Genomic DNA, 20,522 nt, shown 5'->3' with positions numbered 1-20,522 from the left:
TCCCTCACCGGACGACCTCGCGCGCCAGTGCCACCACCCGTTGAACCACTTCGTCGACGGTGAGGTCCGTGGTGTCGATGGTGACGGCGTCGGCCGCGACGGTCAGGGGATCGTGCTCCCGGGTGGAGTCCGCGTGGTCACGGGCCGTGATCTCCGCCTCGATTACGGCGACGTCTCCCCCGCTCTCGGCCGCCCGACGGCGCGCGCGCTCGTGCGCCGACGCTGTCACGTAGATCTTCAGACCGGCGTCGGGAAACACCGCCGTGCCGATGTCGCGGCCCTCCAGGACGCCGCCTTCTCGGTCGAGTCCCCACTCGCGCTGTCGTACCCGGAGGATCTCGCGAACCTGCGGATTGGCCGCGACCGCGCTCACCGCTCCGGTCACCTCGGTGCCCCGGATCTCCGCGGTGACATCCGTTCCGTCGACGACGACCGTGCCGGCATCGATCTCGATGGACGCGTCCGCAGCGGCCTCGGACACCGCAGCCGTATCAGAGGGGTCCAGGCCACGGCGCAGGACAGCGCAGGCGACCGCCCGGTACATGGCGCCTGTGTCGAGGTGGTCCAGTCCGAGCTCCGCGGCCACCAGGCGAGACAGGGTGGACTTACCCGAACCCGCGGGGCCGTCCACCGCGATCACCCGCTGGGAACCGCTCACGACGCGTCACCACCGTGACCGGTCAAGGAGGCCAGATGGGCCCGGAAGTCCGGATAGCTCGTGGCGACGGCGTCGAACCCGTCGATGACCGAGTCCCCGTCGGCGACGAGGGCGGCGACGGCGGCGGCCATCGCGATGCGGTGGTCGCCGTGGGAGTCGATCGTGACGGGCTCGGAGACCGTCACGCCGACCACGTGGAGTTCGTCGTCGGTCACGCTGACCCCGGCGCCCATCACCGCGACCAGTTCGCTCGTGGTCGCGAGGCGATCGGATTCCTTGTGGCGCAGTTCACCGACCCCGCGGAACCGGGTGACACCGTGAGCGCGGGCCGCGGCGACCGCCAGGATCGGGATCTCGTCGATGAGGCCCGGCACCTCGTCGGGGCCTACGTCCGTGCCGTGGAGGTCGCTCGAGCGGGCGGTGAGCGTCCCGGCGGACCGGTCCACGACGAGATCGGCACCCATCCGGACGAGGACGTCCACGAACTCGCCCCGTGCCGGGCCGAGGTAGACGTTCGGCACCGTGACCTCGCTGTCGGGGGCGATCAGCCCGGCGACGACCCAGAAGGCGGCCTGGGATGGGTCGGCCGCCACGGCCACGTCACAGGCCACCGGGATCGCGGCCGACACCGAGATCCGACCTCCGTGCGCGTGCACGGGCACACCGAAGACCTCGAACATCTCCTCGGTGTGGGCCCGGGTGGGCGTGGGTTCGACCACCGTCGTCTCCCCCGGCGCGAAGAGACCGGCGAACAGGACCGCGCTCTTGACCTGTGCCGAGGCGACGGGCAGCTCGTAGGTGATGGCGTGCAGCGCGGCCGGGCGGATCACGAGGGGGGCGAGACGGCCCTCGTCACGTCCGCTGATGTCGGCGCCCATCTGCCGCAGCGGCTCCACGATCCGGCCCATCGGGCGACGGCGGATGCTCTCGTCGCCGTCGAGGGTGGTCGTGAACGGGAGCCCGGCACACAGACCGGCGAGGAGTCGGATCCCGGTACCGCTGTTGCCGACGTCGATGGGGCGGTCCGCGCCGGACAGGGTCCCGCCGTCCACGACGACCTCGGTCGTGAATCCGGCGGAGTCGTCCACGCGGGCGCCGAGCGCGGCCATCGCCGCTGCGGTGTGCCGCACGTCCTCCCCGCCCGAGAGGCCGGTGATGCGCGAACGACCCGGGGCCAGACCCGCCAGCATGAGCGCGCGATGCGAGATCGACTTGTCACCCGGCACGCGCACAGTTCCCCGCACCGCTGCCGGGCCGGTGACCACGACACGATCGCTCCCCGGGTTCATGCGGCGGCGTCCGGGGTCACTTGCCGGTGTCCAGGGTCATGTGCCGATGTCACGGGTGGTCGGGCGGTACGAGTTCGCCATCAGAGCGCCCGTGAGACGCTCGGCCAGACTGGTCTCGACGATCATCTCCAACACGCCGGCCGCGCCCTCGCCGGAGTGCGAGATCGCAACGTCGAAGATGTTGACGCCGATCTCGGTAGCGAGCGTGGTGATCCGGGCGAGTTCGCCCGGCCGGTCGAAGATGGGCACACGGATCTCGCTGAGAGCGACGTCTGCGGGAATCCCGGTGGGCAGGTTGACCCGGGCCTGGCGGGCGGCGTCCAGCAGCGAGACGATCCCCGCCCGGTCGGCGTCGGCCACGAGCGACCGCACCTGCCCGAGCGAGCCGATGAGGCGATCCAGCGACGCTGTGATCGCGCTGCGGTTCTCCGCGCAGATGTCGGGCCAGATGTCGGGCGGGCTCGCGGCGATCCGCGTCATGTCCCGGAATCCCCCGGCGGCGAGGCGCAGAAGGGCACGATGCTCGACGGAGCGGTCGGCCGCCATCGCCATGAGTGCGGCGGCCGTCAGGTGGGGGACGTGGGACACGTCTGCGACGATCGCGTCGTGTGACGCCGGCTCGAGATCGATGACCTCGGCTCCCAGAGACGAGACCATCGCCCGAACCGTCGTGTAGGCGTCGTCGTCGGTCACGTCGGTCGGGGTCAGGACCCACACCGCACCGTCGAACATCGCGGGCGTCGCCCCTTCGATCCCGTCCTGTTCGGAGCCGGCCATCGGATGCCCGCCGACGAAGCGGGGATCGTCCACGGCACCCACCACCGGCGCCTTGACGCTGCCGACGTCGGTCACGACCCCGGCGACCCGCCCGAGTACATCCGCGACGACGGCCGCCACGGACCCGACCGGCGTGGCCACCACCGTGACGTCGGCATCCGCGTCGAGACCGATCGCGTCGAGCGCTCCGACGTCGAGTGCCCGCGCCGCCCGCGCGTCGTCGAGATCCACACCCGACACGTGCCACCCGGCGGCGCGCAGCGCCATGCCGACCGACCCGCCGATCAGCCCGGTCCCCACGATGTTGGCGCGAGGGGTCCTGTCGCCGGGCGAGCTCACGACAGATCGGGTCGGAGCGCGGCTGCGGCGTGCAGGTAGACGTGACGGACCTCGGCCCGCGACCGCTCTGTGTGGAAGTGCACCATGACCCGGATGCACAGTGGTGTGGAGCCGGGGACGGCCATCTCCCGCGCGCCGAGAAGCGGCACGTCGTCGAGTCCCATGTTGCGGGCCGCGGTGGCCGGGAACATCGCGTTGACGTCGTCGGTGGTCGTGAAGATCATGCTGACGAGGTCGTCGTCGTCGATGTCGTTCTCCGCGAAGATCCGGCGGAGCACCTCCCGCACGCGGGCGTCGATCTGCTCGGTGGTGTCCTCGTCGATCGTCGTTGCGCCTCGCACGGCGCGAAGGGCTCGCGACACGGCCGGAATGCTACTGCCCTACCCCTCGGACCCTGCAGTGGGTTCGGTGTCAGGCGCGCCCGGCGTGGATTCACCCTCCCCGGTGGGAGCGGCCGCCACGGCGAGGGAGCGCACCTCGGCGGGGGTCAACGCACGCCACTCCCCCGGCTTGAGGGAACGGTCGACGAGCGGGCCGATCCGGGAGCGGACGAGGCGGCGCACCGGGTGTCCGACGGCCTCGCACATGCGGCGGACCTGCCGGTTGCGACCCTCGTGGATGACGAGCCGGATGACGCCGGGAGCCACGAGCGACGCCTTCGCGGGAGCCGTCACCCCGTCGTCGAGTTCCACACCCTCACGCAGTCTCCGCAGGGCGCCACGCGACACCTCACCGTCGACCTCCGCGATGTACTCCTTGTCCACCCCGAAGCTCGGGTGCGTCAGCCGGTGGGTGAGGTCTCCGTCGTTGGTGAGGATCAGGAGGCCCTCGGTGTCCATGTCGAGGCGACCGACCGGGAAGACCCTCGGCTCGGCGGGCACCGCGTCGAGAACCGTGGGCCGCCCGTGGGTGTCCACGGTGGTCGTCACGACGCCCGACTGCTTGTTCAACAGGTAGTGGACCAGGTCCGCCCTGGTGGCCAGGGGGACACCGTCGACCTCGATGAGATCGGTGTCGGGGTCCACCCGGCGGCCCAGTTCCGCAACCTCGCCGTTCACCGAGATCCGCCCTTCGGCGATCAGGTCCTCGGTGACGCGCCGACTCGCGAAACCCGCCCGGGCGACCACCTTCTGCAGGCGCTCACCGTCGCGGGGAACGGTCATCGCCGTGATCAGTCGTCCGGGTCGAGGCGCAGACCCTGCTCGAGGGCCTCGACCACGTCGGCGTCGGGCACGAACTGCCCCAGCGGCGGCAACTCACCGAGATCGTCGAGCCCGAGCCGCTCCAGGAACAGATCGGTGGTGCCGAAGAGGGCCGCGTTGCCCGGTCCCGGGTCACGGCCGAGTTCGGCCACCAGACCACGCTGGGCGAGGGTACGCATCACGCCGTCGACGTTCACCCCGCGGATGGCGGCGACCTGGGCCCGCGAGATGGGCTGCTTGTAGGCGACGATCGCCAGCGTCTCGAGCGCGGCGGCCGACAGGCGGGCCGCCTGACCGTCGATGACGAAGCGCTCGACGTAGGGCGCCATGTCGGGGTGCGACTGGAACCGGTAGCCACCGGCCACCCGGGCCAGGACGAACCCGCGTCCCTCATAGGAGTCGGCCAGGTCCGCACAGACCGCCTCGACGTCGGTGACGGGCATTTCGAGGAGCTGCGCGAACAGCGACGGCTCGACGGGATCGGTCGCCACCATGAGCACGGCCTCGATGGCGCGCCGGGCCTCGACGGTGCGATGGTCGTCGCTGGTCACGGATTCCTCGTTCGTCTCGGTCACGTCATCCCTCGTAGGTGTCGACGGCACCGGCCAGGATGTCTTCGTCGTCCCCGCCGGTCCAGCGCACGGTGATGTCGCCGAACGTCTTCAGCTGGTCGAGTTCCACGGCTCCCTGCTTGTAGAGCTCGAGGATCGCGAGGAAGTAGATGACAACCTCGACGCGGTCCACGAGCTGGGCGGTCAGCTCACGGAATCCGGCCCGTCGAAGCCGGTGCAGTTCGGTGGCGAGATCCCCGACGGCGTCCGCCACGGTGAGACGGATCGGCGCGATGTGATCCAGCGAGACCTGTTGGCGGGGCTTCGGCGCGATCGCTCTGAGGTAGGCCGCGCGGATGTCGTCCGCCACGACGTTCTCGAGCGGGTCGGGCATGAGCCCCTCGAAGGCCTCCTCGAGCCCCGCTCGCCGGGGAACGGAGCGTCCGGCCACCCCGGCGAGGCGCTCGAACTCCCGTGAGGCGTCCTTGAACGTCTTGCACTCCAGCAGCCGCGACAGCAGGAGATCGCGTTCCTCCCAGAGGGCCAGCTCCTCGTCGAGGTCACCATCGACCTCGTCGGGCAGGAGGCGGCGGCTCTTCAGCTCGACCAGGGTGCACGCGATCAGGAGGAACTCGGTCGCGAGTTCGAGATCCATGTTCTCCATGCGCCCGAGCTCGACCAGATAGGCGTCCACGATCGTGCACAACGACACTTCGTAGAGGTCCACCTCGTCGCGCAGGATGAGGTGGAGCAGCAGGTCGAAGGGACCTTCGAACACAGACGTGTGCACATCTACGGACATCGTCCACGACCCTATTGGCCCCGAGGCGACGCGCCGCGGATCCGCCCCCTACGGTCGGCACCGTGACTACGACCGGCATCGTGTGGTTCAGACGGGACCTGCGGCTTCACGACAACCCCGCACTGGATGCCGCATCCGCGCTCTGCGACGACATCGTCGCGCTCTTCATCGTGGATCCGGCGCTCTTCGACGCGGCGGGGCCGTTCCGTCGCCGCCAGCTGGTCGCCCACCTCCACGCGCTGGCAGCCGACGTCGCCGAACGTGACGGCCGGCTGGTCATACGTCACGGCGATCCCGTCCAGATCGTGCCCACTCTGGCCGCGGAGCTCGACGCCGGTGTCTGGGTCAACGCGGACGTCACCCCGACGGCCGTCGCCCGTGACGACGCCGTCGACGAGGCCCTCGCCGCGGAAGGTCCCGGCGGCCCGGTTCACCGTTTCTGGGGAAACCTGGTCCACGAACCCGGTGCCGTTCTGACGCAGGCCGGGCACGTCTCACGGGTCTTCACCCCGTTCCACAAGACCTGGGCGGTGACCGATCGGGCACCGTGGCCCGCGGGGGCAGAGGCTCCCGTCCTTGCCGACGTCGCCACCGACGAGCTGCCACAACTGGACGCCGAACCGCCGATGGAGGGCGGCGAGCGGGCCGCTCTCAGCCGCCTGGAGGCGTGGGCGGCGGGTCCTGTCGACGACTACCGCGAGGTACATGACATCCCGGCGGCGGAAGCGACTTCGCAGCTCTCGGCGGACCTGCACTTCGGCACGCTGTCGGCGCGGCGCGTCGCGGACGAGGTCGGCGACGCCACGCCCGGACGGGCGGCGTTCGTCCGCCAACTCGCGTGGCGGGACTGGTATGCCCACCTCCTCGCCGCCCATCCCACACTCGTGGAACGACCGGCCAACGACGCCTACGAGACGCTCGAGTGGAACAACGACCCCGACGAGATCGACGCCTGGAAGCAGGGCCTCACCGGCTACCCGATCGTCGATGCTGCGATGCGTGAGCTCGCGGCCACCGGGTGGATGCACAACCGGCTGCGGATGATCGTGGGCTCGTTCCTCGTGAAGGATCTGCTCGTGGACTGGCGGATCGGCGAGCGCTGGTTCCGCCACCTCCTCGTGGACGGTGATGTCGCCCAGAACAGCGGGAACTGGCAGTGGGTGGCGGGCACCGGCCACGACGCCGCGCCCTACTTCCGGGTGTTCAACCCGGTCACCCAGAGTCGCAAGTTCGATGGGGACGGCGACTACATCCGTCGTTGGGTGCCCGAGTTGCGCTCCCTCGACAGCTCGGCGATCCACGCTCCCTGGGAGGTCGGCCCGCTCGAACTCGCCGCCGCCGGCGTCACCCTGGGTGAGGACTACCCGGAGCCGATCGTCGACCATTCCTGGGCCCGGGACCGTGCGGTGGAGACCTACGCGGCCGCCCGGGAGCGGGCCGACTGACCTGGGCGGGTACGCTCGCCGCCCGTGGCACGAGTCTTCTCCGGTATCCAACCTTCTGGCGACGTCCATCTCGGCAACCTGCTCGGCGCGCTCCGCAACTGGGTGCGGGACCAGGACGAGCACGACGCCGTCTACTGCGTCGTCGACCTTCACGCGGTGACGACGCCGGCCGGCGCCGACGGCCTCGAGGCGGCCACGCTGAAGCTGTCGCAGGTGCTCGTCGCAGTCGGCATCGACCCGGCCAAGGCCACGTTGTTCGTGCAGAGCCACGTCCGTGAGCACTCCGAGCTGGCCTGGCTCCTGCAGTGCACCGTGGCCTTCGGTGAGCTGCGCCGGATGACGCAGTTCAAGGACAAGTCCGACGGCGCCGACTTCGTCTCGGCCGGCCTGTTCACGTACCCGGCTCTGCAGGCCGCCGACATCCTGCTCTACGACACGGACAAGGTGCCCGTCGGCGACGACCAGCGTCAACACATCGAGCTCACCCGCGACATCGCCGAGCGCTACAACAGCCGCTGGGGGCAGACCTTCGTGGTTCCCGAGCACGTGATCCCCGCAGCGGGAGCACGGATCATGGACCTGCAGGAACCGACGAACAAGATGTCGAAGTCCGCGGGTGACGCGCCCGGAACCATCTGGCTGCTCGACCCACCGAAGACCATCGAGAAGAAGATCAAGCGCGCCGTCACCGACAGCGACAACGCGGTCTTCTACGACCCGACGGAAAAGGCCGGCGTCTCTAACCTGCTCGACATCCTCGGAGCGGCCACCGATCGCGATCCGGTCGCCCTGGCCGACGAGTACGAGCAGTACGGGCCACTCAAGTCGGACTGCGCCGAGGCCGTGATCGAGCTACTCGCACCCATCCAGGACCGTTACGAGGAACTCTCCGCCGATCCGGCCGAGACGCGCCGGCTGCTGGGGCTGGGCGCTGAACGCGCTCGCGAGCGCGCATCGGCGACCGTCGAGCGGGCCAAGGCGAACCTCGGTTTCCTGGCGGGCTAGCGGCCGAAGCCGCCGAAGATACGTCGCAGGATGTGCAACAGGCGGCGGAGGTAGAAGAGGATCCCGCGATCCTCGTCGTCGTAGAGCCAGCTGCTGTCGCTGACCTGAGCACCGGCCTCCGAGTCGTCCAGTGTCACAGCCACGACCGTGGGCACTGCGAACACGCCGGCAACGCCGGCCATCTTCTTCAGGAATTCGCGCCGGTCCGGATCGACGCCCCGCAGTGGGTTGTCGACTCCCGCGGGCTCGTCATCAGAGCCGTGTTCGTCCGCCATCGCAATACCTCACGTTCGTCAACCGTCCCCGAATCCAGGACAATTTAGCCCACTGATCACCCCACATGCCACCATCTCGACGTGGTCCCCGGTCCCGAACGTCCACTCGAGATCTACGTGAGCTACGGAACGGTCAAATCTGCGAGCACCTTCGCTTTCGAGCTCACGAAGCGCATGTTCATACAGAACGGCTTCGAACAGCCCCGGCTCAGCGACGACGCGGTCGAACCCGGGCACAACATCAACTTCGTGACGAGGTGGGACGAGGACCGCGTCGACGCCCTCAGAGCCGAAGCCCAGCGACATCACACGGTCCCTGTGCTCAAGACGCACGCCCGGCCGAGCCGGCCCATAGTCGAACTCCTGGAGTCCGGCGTCGCGGCAGCGCACGCTGTGTATCGGGACCCTCGCGACATGGCTCTGTCCCTGATGGACGCTGGGCGCGCCGCGCGTGCGAAGGAGCGCCGGGCCTTCTCGGAGATCGTCACTCTCGACGACGCGACCGAACACGTCGAAAGGCACCTCGCGAATTTCGACCTCTGGACGGGACTCACCGGTGTGGAGCCCGTGGACTACGCGACCGTCACTGCCGACACGGCATCGTTCGCCAGTGTCCTCGGTGACCAGACAGGTCTGACCTTCGACCACGAGGCGGCGACCGCACACGTGACCGAGAACGAGTTCATCCAGTTCAACCAGGGTCACCAACGCCGCCACGAGAGCGAGATGTCGGCGGCCGACTCCGAGCGGATCGTCGAGCGCTTCGCGTCGTTCTACGAACGGTTCCCCGGCCTGAGATGACGACGATCTCGGTCCGATCGACCGTACCGACAGCCGGGTTCTGGCACTTCATGCTCGGCGAGTTCGTCCCGCTCCTGGCGACCATCGCCACGGAGGAGCCCGACACCGTCGACCTCTACTGCGGACACCAGCTCCCATTCCTCGGCTTCTACGACGAGCTGACCGCAGGTGGCATCGAGGTCCGTGTGCACCCGCTCGAGAATGCCGGATCCGGTGTCGCGCAGCTCCCGCGCTGGGACCGGGCCACGTGGCGGTCCATCCGCAACACCACGCTGACCCGGGAGCACCTGGATGCGGCGCGACGTTGGGCCACCGAGCTGGCCACCGGACTGGGCCCACCGGAAGCGACCTCGATCGTGGTTCAAAGGCGAGATGCCGATCCGGCCACGGGTCGAGCACTGGGACGGGAGAACTACGGACCCGACCGGAGGAACGTGACGAACCTCGACGACGTTGCTTCGGCCCTCGCTGCCGAGCACGGCGGGACCCCCGTGTCGCTGACGTCCGCCCTCGACAAGTCGATTCTCGAACAGATCCGTGATCATGCGGACGCGGCGGTGCTCGTCCTCGGGCACGGGGCCGGAGCCGCCCACATGTGCTGGATGCAACCGGGCGGGCTCGTCGTCGAGATCGTACCCCGCGCCAAACTGTCCCGCCTCGGTGCCCCCGCCCTGGGCTCGACTCTGGGTCTGCGCGTGGAGCGTCTCGTCGTCGAGCACAAGCGCGACGTCGTCGACGTCGACGCGGTCCGAGCTCTCGTCGCCTCGCACCTCGTGCCCACCGCACCGAGGTCGCCGGCGCCAGCCAAGACGCACCGGCGGAGACCACCGCGACATTCGGCGCGTCTCGTCGAGAACCTGAAAACGCTCGACCAGTTCGCCATCACGTGGGAAGAACTCACGGGCCGCCCCAGCCGCGAGCCTCATCCGCTGCAGGCGTCGCGCCTGCACCTCCACATACCCAAGACCGGCGGCACCACCTTCCAGGCGATCATGGCCCGGAACCACGCTCCTGGCCACACCGTGCATGTGAACGCTCCACGACTCAGCCGCGATCAGACCGTCGCGGCGCTCACGGCGTCCGCCCTGGCTCGTGAGAGCCGCGGCCCGGGGCGCCCGCCGGCAAAGTTCGCGGTCACAGGCCACCATCACATCCACGGCCAGATCTACGGCCTGATCAGATCCCCGTTCGTGCACATGACCATCCTGCGCGACCCGATCAGGCGGGTGATCTCCCATCATCGTTACCTCCGCACCTCGCCGAACCACGGCATGCACCGTCTCGCGATGGACAAGAACCTCCGCGACTTCGTACTCGACACGAGTACCCACGAGACAACCAACGGGCAGACGTGGCGTCTGGCCGGTGGGCCCCGGGCTCAGCGCGGTGAGGCCGACGAGGCATTGCTGGCCCGGGCAAAGGAGAACCTCGCATCGCGGTTCACCCTGTTCGGTCTGACCGAGCAGTACGACGCTTTCCTCGTCATGTGCCACAGGGTCCTGAAATGGAACGAGATCCTCTATCTCCGGCGCAACGTCACACCCCCCGCCGCCGGGTCGAACGGTGCGAGCGAGGTCATCGACGACGAGACCATGGCGACGATCACGGAGGCGAACCGTCTCGACATCGAGCTCTACGGGTTCGCCGTGGATCTGTTCGAGGAGCGCCTGAGCCAGGTGGCCATCACACCAGCGGACGTCGCGCGCTTCCGGACACACAACACCACCTATGGCGAACTCGTCGCAAGACCATGGTGATCCGAAGGGATGCCCTCGGAGCGGGCGATGGCCCCCACCGGGAAGCGAACGTGGCACATCACCCCACCCGGCGGTCAGGTTATGAGGCCTGCCTCGGCGAGCTTGCGGAGCCCGTCGAGGGTCCTCTGGACCGGGGGCTCGCCGAGGTCGAAGAGCTCACCCACGGCCGCCGCCAGGGCAGCCACGTCGCGGGTGCCGTCCGCCAACTCGAACAGAATCGCTCCCGTGGGATCGAGGTAGGCAACCCGACCGGCCTCGCGCACGTGCACGATGATCCCGTCGTCGGTCCGCTGGACCTCCGCTCCGTCCACCCGCTGAGGGTTCTCACCGCTCATCGTCCGAGCGACGGTAGCAGCCGATGACCGTCGCGGGAATCAGGTACATGGCGGTGGCACCGGGTACCGGGTACGGCGAGTCGGCCGAGGAGTACATCACGGCGCTAAGAGCGACCGGCATCCCGGTTTCGTGGACCCCGCTTGTGAACGGCAGCCGATTCCGGGGGGAGGTCCGCGTCGCCCCCTTCGAAGGTGACGAGGTCGGCGGCTGCCGCCACGACGACATCTGTAACGCAGAGATCGATCACGACACCGTCATCGTCCACATGCCGCCCCGCCGGTGGGAGGGGTGGCTGAACCACCTTCGCGACAAGCGCCTCGTCATCTACTGCACTTGGGAAGCCGATCGCATCCCACGGCACTGGCCGAAGATCCTCAACCGCTTCGACCAGGTACTCGTGCCATCGTCGTTCAACAGGGACTCGTTCATCGCATCCGGCGTCACCACACCGGTCTCGGTCGTCCCTCACATCGCGCCGGCCGATCCGCCCGAACCCGCTCCGCCGGGCCGCCTCGGCGACATCGACGACGAGTTCGTCTTCTACTCCGTCAACACGTGGACCACCCGTAAGGCCGTCCCGGAGACCCTCACCGCCTTCCTCGACACCTTCACCGCCGACGACGGGGTCGCGTTCGCCCTGAAGACGACTCCCCACGACCACATTGCCTCTGAGCGGCTCCGGCGCGACAAGGGGCGCCAGGCGACCGACCCACGCCGCACCGGCTCATTGTGGTCTCTGGCGCGCCTCGCCGGCCGCTACCCCACTGCGCCCAAGATCCACCTCATGACCCGAGAGGGCGAACCGCGCTCGGTGATCGAGGGTCTCCATGCCCGCGGCCAGTGTTTCGTCTCGCTGACACGGGGTGAAGGCTTCGGCCTCACTCCATTCGAGGCCGGCGCAAGGGGCGTGCCGGCGATCGTCACCGGCTGGAGCGGTCCCCTCGACTATCTCGGTCCCGACTACCCGTACCTCGTCGACTACGACCTCGTGCCGATGTCCGACGACGACCCCGACGGCTGGTTGGAACTGTCCCCCGATCGGCGGTGGGCACGGCCCGACGTCGCCCATGCCGGCGCGCTGATGCGGCGTGTCGCTGAGAATCCCGACGAGGCACTGCGGGTCGGCGCCGAGTTGCGCGAACGGATCCGGGCGGATTTCTCGGCGGATGTGGTCGTCTCGCGGCTGCTCGCCGCGATCGACACCTGAACGACCCGCCCTCAGGCGACGATGTCGGGGTGGCGGGCGAGGACGCTCTTGAAGAGCGCCTGGAACGACGTGTAGCCCGCCGTGCGGGTGCCGACCTGCTCGCGGGTGTGCACGGCGACGTCGTGGTCGAGCACGTGGTAGGTCCGCCCGGACGCCTCGAGCATCAGCTGGTCCCGGCACAACTGGTCGAACATCACGAACCAGAACACGGCCTCGTCTACCGTCTCCCCGACGCCGATGTGGCCGTGGTTGGCGAGGATGCACACCTTGTAGCCGGCCGGATCCCCGGTGGGCTCCGCCAGAGCTTCCGCGATCCGCTCGCCCTCTTCGCCGAGCACCACGCCGCTGTAGTCATCGAACAGTGCCTGTGACTCGTAGAAGGCGCACGCGTCCTGACTCGTCGGCTCGACCCGCCGCCTGAAGGCCGAGAAGGGCCGCGCATTGGGGGCGTGGGCGTGACAGGCGCCGTCCAGGTGTGGGAATCGGCGGTGGATCGCTGCGTGGATGGCGAACGCCGCGTTGTTCAACGGCAGCTCCCCCTCGAGGATCTGGCCGCCGTGGTCGACGCAGAGCAGGTCAGCGACCGTCACACGGTCGAACGGGAGGTTGATGGGATTCACCCAGAACCGGTCGGCGAACTCCGGGTCCCGCACGGTGATGTGACCCGCGACGGCGATCCCGGTCTGCAGACCGAGGTCTGCCAGCAAGCGCAGCCCGCCGACAAGGCGCTGCTTGCGGTGTCTGCGGGCGTCGGCGGGATCGTCGAAGGAGGGCGGGACGAACGACTCGAGGTTGTTCAGGACGCGCTCGTCGATCGCGACGACGTCCGACTTCAGTTCCGGCCTGTCGTCGGCATCGCTCACCACCCCGAGACTACGCGACGCGCCGCCTCGAGGCGGCGCTCAGGCCTCGTCCGCACTGCATAGCGCGGCGATCAGTTCGGGATCACCGGGGCATCGGGCCGGGGCGTGGTGGTAGGCGGCCCAGTCCACGACGAGTCCGGCCGAACCGGCCCTGCGCAGCGCGGCCGCGCCGATGACGTCGTGACGGGCGTAGCGGCCCACCCGGCGGCGCCAGGAGCACGGGGGGTCGTCGATGGCGTCCGCCGGATCGTCCCCGAGTTCGGCCCAGATATCGAGACGGCGCTCCCCCACCAGCGCGGCGACGAGGGTGGCCCCCACCCGCCCGGACGTGCCGAGGCCCGCCGCCAACTTGCCGACATCGTGCAGCGCGGCCGCGACGACGACCTCGTCGGTGGCCCGCTCCCCGAGATCGGAGACCACCGACGCCACTCCAGCCACCCCGTGAAGCCTGTCGACCGGCGACAGGCGCTGGTGGAGCGCCCGCTCGGCGGGTGACATCGCCGCTACGACACGTTCCTCGGCATCGGGATCGGTACCGCCGGGCCACAACGACCAGAAGAACCGCCGGATCAGGTGGCGCGGACCCCCGAGACGACTCATCGGCCCTTCGCCCGTGGATGAGCCGACGCATACACCGACCAGAGGTGATCCGTCGTCACCTTCGTGTAGATCTGCGTGGTCGTGATCGACGCGTGCCCGAGGAGTTCCTGAACGGTGCGGATGTCGGCTCCCCCCTCCAGCAGGTGGGTGGCGAAGCTATGGCGGAGTACGTGCGGCGACAGTTTCGCGCCGAGGCCGACCTTCGCCCCGTGCTTCTTGACGACACCCCACGCTCCCTGACGGCTGAGCCGTCCACCCCGTTGGTTGAGGAACACGGCCTCGGAGTCGTCGCGGGACCGCCACCGTCGAGGCTCGAGCTCGGAGCGACCGCCGGGCTCGAGCCACGAGATCAGGGCCCGCATCGCCATGCGACCGACGGGCACGATGCGCTCCTTCGAACCCTTTCCCAGAACGCGCATCAGTGCCGCCTCGAGGTCCACGTCGGTCAACGACAGGCCGACCAGCTCGGAGATCCGCACGCCCGTGCCGTAGAGCATCTCGAGGATGGCCCTGTCCCGCCGGGCGGGCCCGTCATCGCCCTCGACCGCGTCGATCAGCGAGAAGACCTCGGCGGTCGTCAGCGCCTTCGGCAGTCCCGCCGGTACGCGTGGCATCTCCACGGCCGCCCCCGGGTCGTCGGCCCGGATCCCGTCCACGGCGCAGAACCGGTGCATCCCCCGCACCGAGACGAGAGTCCGCGCCACCGACGAGCGGGCCCTGCCCTCGCTCTCGAGGCGGCGGACGAACGCGATGATCCCCTCGGGATCGACGGTGGCCACGGTCTCGCCGATGTCGTCGAGATGCGCCGCGTAGGCACGCAGGTCACGTCTGTAGGCGGCGATCGTGGCGGGCGCACGACCCTTCTCCACGGTCAGCCACACCAGGTACTCCTCAGCCTCGGCCGGCAGGAGCGCCTCGTCGGTGTCAGACACGCCCGAGCGTGAGCAGCAACCCGATGATCGACTTGCCGTCGCTGATCTCGCCCTCCTCGATCATGTTCGGGACCGATGCCAGCGGGACCCTCTCGATGGTCATGTGCCGCTCCTCGGCACCCTGCAGGTCGGCCTCACCGAACGTCAGCCCCGTCGCCAGGAACAGATGCGAGAGTTCGTCACAGAAGCCCGGGGAGTTGTGGAAGACACACAGCGGCACGAGCGACGCAGCCGTCGCACCGATCTCCTCGGCCAGCTCACGGGCAGCGGTGACCTCGGGCGGTTCGCCCTCCACGTCACGCTTCCCGGCGGGAATTTCGAGGATCTCGGCGTCGATGGGCGCCCGGTACTGGCGGATCATCACGACCTCGTCGCCGTCGAGGGGGACGACGACGACCGCACCGGGATGGCGGACCGCCTCGCGCTCGACCGTGTCACCGTCAGGTGTCTCGTAGCGGCCCGACGTGACCGAGATGACGGGACCGGTGTGGACGACCTCTTCGGAGAGGCGTCGGAAGCCCCCGGGCACGGGATGTCAGTTCCGGGCGGCCGACGGTTCGTCGACCTCGATGAGCCGCGGGTTGCGGCCCGAGGCGCGGTCGATCGCCGCTCCGATGAACGCGCGGAACAACGGCGCCGGGCGGTCGGGGCGGCTCTTGAACTCGGGATGCGCCTGGGTGCCGATCCAGAACGGGTGACCGGCCAGTTCCACGAACTCCACGAGGCGTCCGTCGGGCGACGTACCCGAGCACACGAATGCCCCGTCGTCGAAACGTCCGCGGTAGCGCGGGTTGAACTCGTAGCGGTGGCGGTGCCGTTCCGAGATCACGGCGTGCCCGTAGATCTCCGCGACCTGGGACCCCTCGGCGAGCTCAGCCACGTAGGCGCCGAGGCGCATGGTCCCGCCGAGGTCCGTGACGTCGCGCTGGGACTCCATGAGGTCGATGACCGGGTTGGGCGTCTGAGGGTCGAACTCGGTGGAGTTGGCGCCGGTGAGTCCGAGCACGTTGCGGCCGTAGTCGACCGTCATCGCCTGCATTCCGAGGCACAGCCCGAGACACGGGACGCGGTTCTCGCGGGCGAACCGGGCCGCGGCGACCTTGCCCTCCACGCCCCGTACCCCGAATCCGCCCGGGATGACGATGCCGTCGAGTCCTCTCAGTCGTCCCGCGGCCAGCAGACCCTCGACCTCTTCGGCCTGGATCCATTCGACTTCGACGCGGGCCCCGTGGTGGATCCCGCCGTGGTTCAGTGCCTCGACCACCGACAGGTAGGCGTCCACGAGGCTCACGTACTTGCCGATCAGGCCGATGCGGACGTCCTTGTCGGCGGCGTTGCGGCGGTCGTTCAGGGCGACCCAGTCGTCGATGTCGAGCGGCTGGTCGAACCCCAGAAGATCGCAGACGACCTGGTCGAGTCCCTCATCGTGGAGGGTCAGGGGGATCTCGTAGAGGCTCGCCGCGTCCGCGGCGTTCACGACGGCCTCGATCGGCACGTCACACAACGACGAGATCTTGCGTCGCAGGTCGTAGCTGATGGGCCGGTCACTGCGGCACACGATGGCGTCGGGCTGGATACCCCGGGCACGCAACTCCGTCACCGAGTGCTGGGTGGGCTTCGTCTTCTGCTCGCCGGAGGGGCCGATGAACGGCACCAGCGTCACGTGGATGTAGAAGACGTTCGCACGCCCCACGTCGAGGCGGAACTGTCGGATGGCCTCGAGGAAGGGAAGGATCTCGATGTCGCCGACGGTGCCACCGATCTCGGTGATGACGACATCGGTCTCATCACCCCCGAGGCGGGTGATCCGACGCTTGATCTCGTCGGTGATGTGCGGGATGACCTGGACGGTGGAACCGAGGTAGTCCCCGCGCCGTTCGGCCGCGAGAACCGACGAGTAGATGGACCCGGTGGTCGCGTTCGACGCCCGTGTCAGGTTCTCGTCGATGAAGCGTTCGTAGTGACCGAGATCGAGGTCCGTCTCGCCGCCGTCGTCGGTGACGAAGACCTCGCCGTGTTCGAACGGGTTCATCGTGCCGGGGTCGACGTTGATGTACGGGTCCAGCTTCTGCATGGTGACCCGCAGGCCGCGCGATTTCAGGAGTCGCCCGAGCGAGGAGGCCGTCAGCCCCTTACCCAGCGAGCTGGCCACGCCGCCCGTGACGAAGATGTGCTTGGTCACGGAACCCGACCCTACCGGTACGACGTCGGCGGCGGCGCGGATGATCAGCGACTCCCGCGTTCTGATGCGGCTGCGGCGACGAGTTCGGCGGCGTGGCTGCGCGCCGTCGACGAGTCCGGCGAGCCCGACAGCATCCGCGAGAGCTCGATCACGCGACCCTCGTCGTCGAGCGACGCGACCTCCGTGCGGGTATGGGTGCCGTCGTCCACCTTGGTGACCGACAAGTGCCGGTCGGCGAACGCTGCCACCTGGGGCAGATGGGTGACGACGAGGACCTGCCGATCCACGGCGAGGCGTGCGAGCGCCCGACCGATCGCGGTGGCGGTTCGACCACCGACCCCCGCGTCGACCTCGTCGAAGACGACTGTCGGTGAGACGACGCTGCTCACCAGTTGGACGGCGAGCATGGTCCGCGACAGTTCGCCGCCCGACGCGACCTTGGTCAGCGACGCGAGCGGCGCCCCCGAGTTGACTGCCAGGCGGAACTCGACATCCGCGCCCGCCTCGCCGTCGACGGACACCTCGAAGCGGGCGTTGGCCATCGCGAGCTCGCCCAGCACATCGACCACCGCGGACGCGAGTCGAGGCGCCGCGGCGCGGCGCGCTGCCGCGAGCTCCCCGGCCAGACGATGCTCCTCGGCCTCGAGGCGTTCCACCTCGGCATCGATGGCGGCCGCCCGTGCGGTACGGGCCTCGAGCTCGGTGAGGCGCTCAGCCGCCGATTCGCGGTAGGCGAGGACGTCGGCCAGCGTCGGCCCGTACTTTCGCCGGAGTTCGGAGAGACGGTGGCGGCGCGCGGTCATCTCGGCGAGTTGCTCGGGATCCTCGACGATCTGTTCCGCCGCAGCTCTCAGCTCCCGACCGAGATCCGCCACCTCGTCCGCGACGGCTGCCAGCCGGGTGGCGACCGCCTCGAGCGCGGCGTGCTGTGACACCTCCGACAACGCACCGGCCAGGGCCTCCCCGGCTGCACCGTCGGTACTCAGGGTCTCAGCGAGACGCTCGGCGGCATCACGCGACGCCGCCGCGGACGCCAGGAGCAGTTCGCTCTCCGCGAGGCGCCGGTCCTCGTCGAGGTCCACGATGGCGGCCTCGTCGATCTCGGTGATCTGGAACCGGTGAAGGTCCTCCTCACGGGCCCTGGCCTGCTCGTCGCCGCCCAGCGCGTCGCGCTCGCGGTCAGCGGCCGCCCGTGCCGCACGGGCCGCACGCCACGGACCCGGGTCGATGTCGCCGAAGCTGTCGAGAGCACGACGCTGCTCCGACGGCCGCATCAGCCGCTGATGGCCGTGTTGACCGTGCAGGTCCACCAGGCCGTCGGTCAGCTCGCCCAGTGCCTCGCTCGACGCGAGGCGGCCGTCGAGATACGCCCGCGACCGCCCCTGCGCGGGCACCACCCGGCGGATCACGAGCTCGTCACCATCCGCGACGACCAGGCGGCACTCGACCTCAGCCGCATCGGCACCGGGACGCACGAGCTCCGCGTCGGCGCGTGCACCCAGTGCCAGGGCGAGAGCGTCGGTCAACAGGGTCTTTCCCGCCCCGGTCTCACCGGTCAGGGCCGTCAGGCCCGAGTCGAGGACGACCGAGGCCTCCTCGATGACTCCAAGGTCGCGGACGACCAACTCGACGAGCACGTGACCCTCCCGGGCTACCGGTCGTTCAGACCGAACTTCGACTTGAGGATCCCCTGGAAGTCCCGGGTTCCGAAGGTGACGAGCCTGGCGGACTTCACCGCACCGGTGACCGTCACCGCGTCACCGGGTTCCAACACTCCCCCCGCCTGGCCGTCCAGCGCGAGTTGGCACGGGCGGTCGTCGATCACCTCGATCCGCAGCCGGCTGGCGGGTTCGAGCACCAGGGTCCGATCGAAGAGCATGTGGGGGGCCACCGCGGTCAGCAGCAACGCACGGTGGGTGGGCGCGACGATCGGGCCGCGCGCGGACATCGAATAGGCCGTGGAACCGGTGGGGGTGGCCACGATGAGCCCGTCGGCGGCGTAGGTCGTGAAGAAGCGGCCGTCGATGCTCACGGCCAGATGCACGGTGCGCCCCGATTCGATCTTCTCGACCACGCTCTCGTTGAGGACCCGCACCGGGTCCTCGGCGATTCCGGCCCGTTCGACCGTCACTGCGGCGCGCATCCGCTCCTCGATCTGGTGGTCGCCGGCCCACACACGCGACAGCGCGTCGGTGACGTCAGCCGGATCGACCTCGGTGAGGTAGCCGAGGCTCCCGAAGTTGACGCCCAGAACGGGGACGTCGTCATCCGCGACGAGGTCGATCGCCCGAAGCATCGAGCCGTCACCGCCGAGGCTCACCGCCAGTTCCGCCCGTCGACCGATCTCGTCCTCGTCGCAGGCGAACTCACCGAGCCCGGCGATCTCGGCGTCGGGGCCGGTGACCAACACCGTGCGATCGTGCGCGCGCAACCACCCGACGAGGTCCCGGGCCACGTCGGCGGCCTCGGGACGCTCCTGGTGGACGATCAGCGCGACGGCCATCTGCTCAGGCTATGGCGTCGCTATGACACAGGTCTGCGATGTCGCACCCACGGGCCGGTTCCCCGCGGCGGAAGCAGACGAGGAACTCGACGTTGCCGGCGCCGCCGGTCACGGGTGAACGGATCGCGCCGCGAACCCCGAACCCGTTGCGCGCGGCCTCGGCGACGACCCCGTCGAGGGCCTCGCGCCACAGACCGGGCTCGGTGATGACGCCCCGTCCGCGGGAGACAGCGGCCTTCCCCACCTCGAACTGGGGTTTCACGAGCGTCACCAGGTCACCCGCGCCGTCGACGAGTCCGCTGAGGGCCCCGAACACCGTGCGCAGTGAGATGAACGACACGTCACACACGACGATCGGCGCGGGGCCGCCCCACGGCCCGGGGTCGAACCCACGGACGTCGCGCTTCTCGAGCGACGTGACCCGTTCGTCGGACCTGAGCCGTTCGTGGAGTTGGGCGGTTCCCACGTCGACCGCGATCACCGCGGCGGCCCCGTGTTGGAGCAGACAGTCGGTGAACCCGCCGGTGGACGCGCCGACGTCGATGCAACGCCGACCCGCCACCTCGATGGCGAAGGCCTCGATGGCCGCCTCGAGCTTCGTCCCACCGCGACCCACGTAGCGCTCGGGTTCGGACGCGAGAACGATCGCGTCGGCGGGATCCACCTGGCTCGCCGGCTTCGCCGCGGGTGAGCCGTTGACGAGGACCGCCCCGTCGTCGATCAGGCGGCGCGCGGCGTCGCGGCCCGACGCCAGTCCACGCCGGACCAGTTCCGCGTCGAGACGTCGGCGAGCGGCCACTGGCCGCAGGCTAGGGCGTCTAGCGTCGGAGCCGTGATCCCCCTCAAGGACGAGAATCCGGCTCATCGGATTCTGGCGGGGGTGAGGGTGTCGAGTAGGTCCCAGTTGGGTCGGCCGGCGTAGAGCAGGGCTCGGATCCGGTAGTTGCGGAACTTCCGGAATCCGAAGCCGATCCGCTTGATGCGCTTGATCAGGTTGT

At 69.4% G+C, this 20,522-nt stretch carries 22 protein-coding genes; 5 read left to right on the top strand and 17 right to left on the bottom strand.

The features are described 5' to 3' along the window. Nucleotides 1-4: 4 nt before the first annotated feature. From cmk to RIE08_02390, 7 genes are read right to left on the bottom strand one after another with little or no spacing between them, the layout of a single operon-like run. On the bottom strand, nt 5-658 hold the full coding sequence (gene cmk, locus RIE08_02420; GenBank protein ID MEQ8716443.1) for a (d)CMP kinase: 654 nt from the start codon (nt 656-658) through the stop codon (nt 5-7). Continuing rightward, nucleotides 655-1,947 (bottom strand): 3-phosphoshikimate 1-carboxyvinyltransferase, encoded by a 1,293-nt coding sequence (gene aroA, locus RIE08_02415; GenBank protein MEQ8716442.1) that lies wholly within the window; start codon nt 1,945-1,947, stop codon nt 655-657. Before aroA ends, cmk begins: the two co-directional genes overlap by 4 nt. A gap of 36 nt (nt 1,948-1,983) precedes the next feature. Further along, nucleotides 1,984-3,063, bottom strand: coding sequence for a prephenate dehydrogenase/arogenate dehydrogenase family protein (locus RIE08_02410; protein ID MEQ8716441.1), 1,080 nt, complete (start codon nt 3,061-3,063; stop codon nt 1,984-1,986). After that, a complete protein-coding gene (aroH, locus tag RIE08_02405; protein MEQ8716440.1) occupies nt 3,060-3,425 on the bottom strand; it encodes a chorismate mutase in 366 nt (121 codons plus the stop codon). Before aroH ends, RIE08_02410 begins: the two co-directional genes overlap by 4 nt. Nucleotides 3,426-3,443: 18 nt before the next feature. Continuing rightward, entirely contained in the window at nt 3,444-4,226 is a 783-nt protein-coding gene (locus tag RIE08_02400) for a pseudouridine synthase (GenBank protein ID MEQ8716439.1), read from the bottom strand. A gap of 8 nt (nt 4,227-4,234) precedes the next feature. Then, entirely contained in the window at nt 4,235-4,840 is a 606-nt protein-coding gene (gene scpB, locus RIE08_02395; protein ID MEQ8716438.1) for an SMC-Scp complex subunit ScpB, read from the bottom strand. Nucleotide 4,841: 1 nt separating this feature from the next. Next, the gene (locus RIE08_02390) at nt 4,842-5,618 is read right to left on the bottom strand and encodes a ScpA family protein (protein ID MEQ8716437.1); all 777 of its coding nucleotides are present in this window, start codon (nt 5,616-5,618) and stop codon (nt 4,842-4,844) included. A 62-nt stretch (nt 5,619-5,680) separates the two neighbouring features. On the opposite strand from RIE08_02390, the gene RIE08_02385 reads away from it, so the two are divergent. Then, complete coding sequence (locus tag RIE08_02385; protein MEQ8716436.1) at nt 5,681-7,063, top strand: deoxyribodipyrimidine photo-lyase; 1,383 nt, start codon at nt 5,681-5,683, stop codon at nt 7,061-7,063. Nucleotides 7,064-7,087: 24 nt separating this feature from the next. Further along, nucleotides 7,088-8,068, top strand: coding sequence for a tryptophan--tRNA ligase (trpS, locus tag RIE08_02380; protein ID MEQ8716435.1), 981 nt, complete (start codon nt 7,088-7,090; stop codon nt 8,066-8,068). Here trpS and RIE08_02375 read toward each other — a convergent pair. Then, nucleotides 8,065-8,343 carry a hypothetical protein gene (locus RIE08_02375; protein ID MEQ8716434.1) on the bottom strand — a complete coding sequence of 93 codons (279 nt, stop codon included), beginning with the start codon at nt 8,341-8,343 and terminating at the stop codon, nt 8,065-8,067. The genes trpS and RIE08_02375 overlap by 4 nt on opposite strands. 81 nt (nt 8,344-8,424) lie before the next feature. Between RIE08_02375 and RIE08_02370 the strand changes: the two genes are divergently transcribed. After that, a complete protein-coding gene (locus RIE08_02370) occupies nt 8,425-9,144 on the top strand; it encodes a hypothetical protein (GenBank protein MEQ8716433.1) in 720 nt (239 codons plus the stop codon). Next, nucleotides 9,141-10,901 (top strand): sulfotransferase family 2 domain-containing protein, encoded by a 1,761-nt coding sequence (locus tag RIE08_02365; protein ID MEQ8716432.1) that lies wholly within the window; start codon nt 9,141-9,143, stop codon nt 10,899-10,901. The genes RIE08_02370 and RIE08_02365 overlap by 4 nt, the downstream gene beginning before the upstream one ends. Before the next feature lie 74 nt (nt 10,902-10,975). Here the strand turns inward: RIE08_02365 and RIE08_02360 are convergent, their stop codons facing one another. Beyond that, complete coding sequence (locus RIE08_02360; GenBank protein ID MEQ8716431.1) at nt 10,976-11,236, bottom strand: PqqD family protein; 261 nt, start codon at nt 11,234-11,236, stop codon at nt 10,976-10,978. 23 nt (nt 11,237-11,259) lie between these two features. Between RIE08_02360 and RIE08_02355 the strand changes: the two genes are divergently transcribed. After that, nucleotides 11,260-12,444, top strand: coding sequence for a hypothetical protein (locus RIE08_02355; protein MEQ8716430.1), 1,185 nt, complete (start codon nt 11,260-11,262; stop codon nt 12,442-12,444). 11 nt (nt 12,445-12,455) lie between these two features. On the opposite strand, the gene RIE08_02350 is transcribed toward RIE08_02355, so the two are convergent. The 8 genes from RIE08_02350 to RIE08_02315 are packed head-to-tail and all read right to left on the bottom strand — an operon-like array spanning nt 12,456 to nt 20,323. Then, nucleotides 12,456-13,307 (bottom strand): class II aldolase/adducin family protein, encoded by an 852-nt coding sequence (locus RIE08_02350; protein MEQ8716429.1) that lies wholly within the window; start codon nt 13,305-13,307, stop codon nt 12,456-12,458. A gap of 39 nt (nt 13,308-13,346) precedes the next feature. Beyond that, nucleotides 13,347-13,907, bottom strand: coding sequence for a hypothetical protein (locus tag RIE08_02345; protein ID MEQ8716428.1), 561 nt, complete (start codon nt 13,905-13,907; stop codon nt 13,347-13,349). Further along, nucleotides 13,904-14,839 (bottom strand): site-specific tyrosine recombinase XerD, encoded by a 936-nt coding sequence (gene xerD, locus RIE08_02340; protein ID MEQ8716427.1) that lies wholly within the window; start codon nt 14,837-14,839, stop codon nt 13,904-13,906. Before xerD ends, RIE08_02345 begins: the two co-directional genes overlap by 4 nt. After that, on the bottom strand, nt 14,832-15,368 hold the full coding sequence (locus RIE08_02335) for an NUDIX hydrolase (protein MEQ8716426.1): 537 nt from the start codon (nt 15,366-15,368) through the stop codon (nt 14,832-14,834). Before RIE08_02335 ends, xerD begins: the two co-directional genes overlap by 8 nt. 6 nt (nt 15,369-15,374) lie before the next feature. Beyond that, nucleotides 15,375-17,021 (bottom strand): CTP synthase, encoded by a 1,647-nt coding sequence (locus tag RIE08_02330; GenBank protein ID MEQ8716425.1) that lies wholly within the window; start codon nt 17,019-17,021, stop codon nt 15,375-15,377. A 44-nt stretch (nt 17,022-17,065) separates the two neighbouring features. Further along, nucleotides 17,066-18,658: a DNA repair protein RecN gene (recN, locus tag RIE08_02325; GenBank protein ID MEQ8716424.1), complete on the bottom strand. Its 1,593-nt coding sequence runs from the start codon at nt 18,656-18,658 to the stop codon at nt 17,066-17,068. Between the two features lie 14 nt (nt 18,659-18,672). Next, nucleotides 18,673-19,524, bottom strand: a complete 852-nt coding sequence (locus RIE08_02320; GenBank protein ID MEQ8716423.1) for an NAD(+)/NADH kinase — start codon at nt 19,522-19,524, stop codon at nt 18,673-18,675. Between the two features lie 4 nt (nt 19,525-19,528). Beyond that, a complete protein-coding gene (locus RIE08_02315) occupies nt 19,529-20,323 on the bottom strand; it encodes a TlyA family RNA methyltransferase (GenBank protein ID MEQ8716422.1) in 795 nt (264 codons plus the stop codon). Between the last annotated feature and the right edge of the window lie 199 nt (nt 20,324-20,522).

Source organism: Acidimicrobiales bacterium, assembly GCA_040219085.1.
GTDB lineage: Bacteria > Actinomycetota > Acidimicrobiia > Acidimicrobiales > JAVJTC01 > JAVJTC01.
This window is presented reverse-complemented; position numbering and strand designations above follow the sequence as displayed.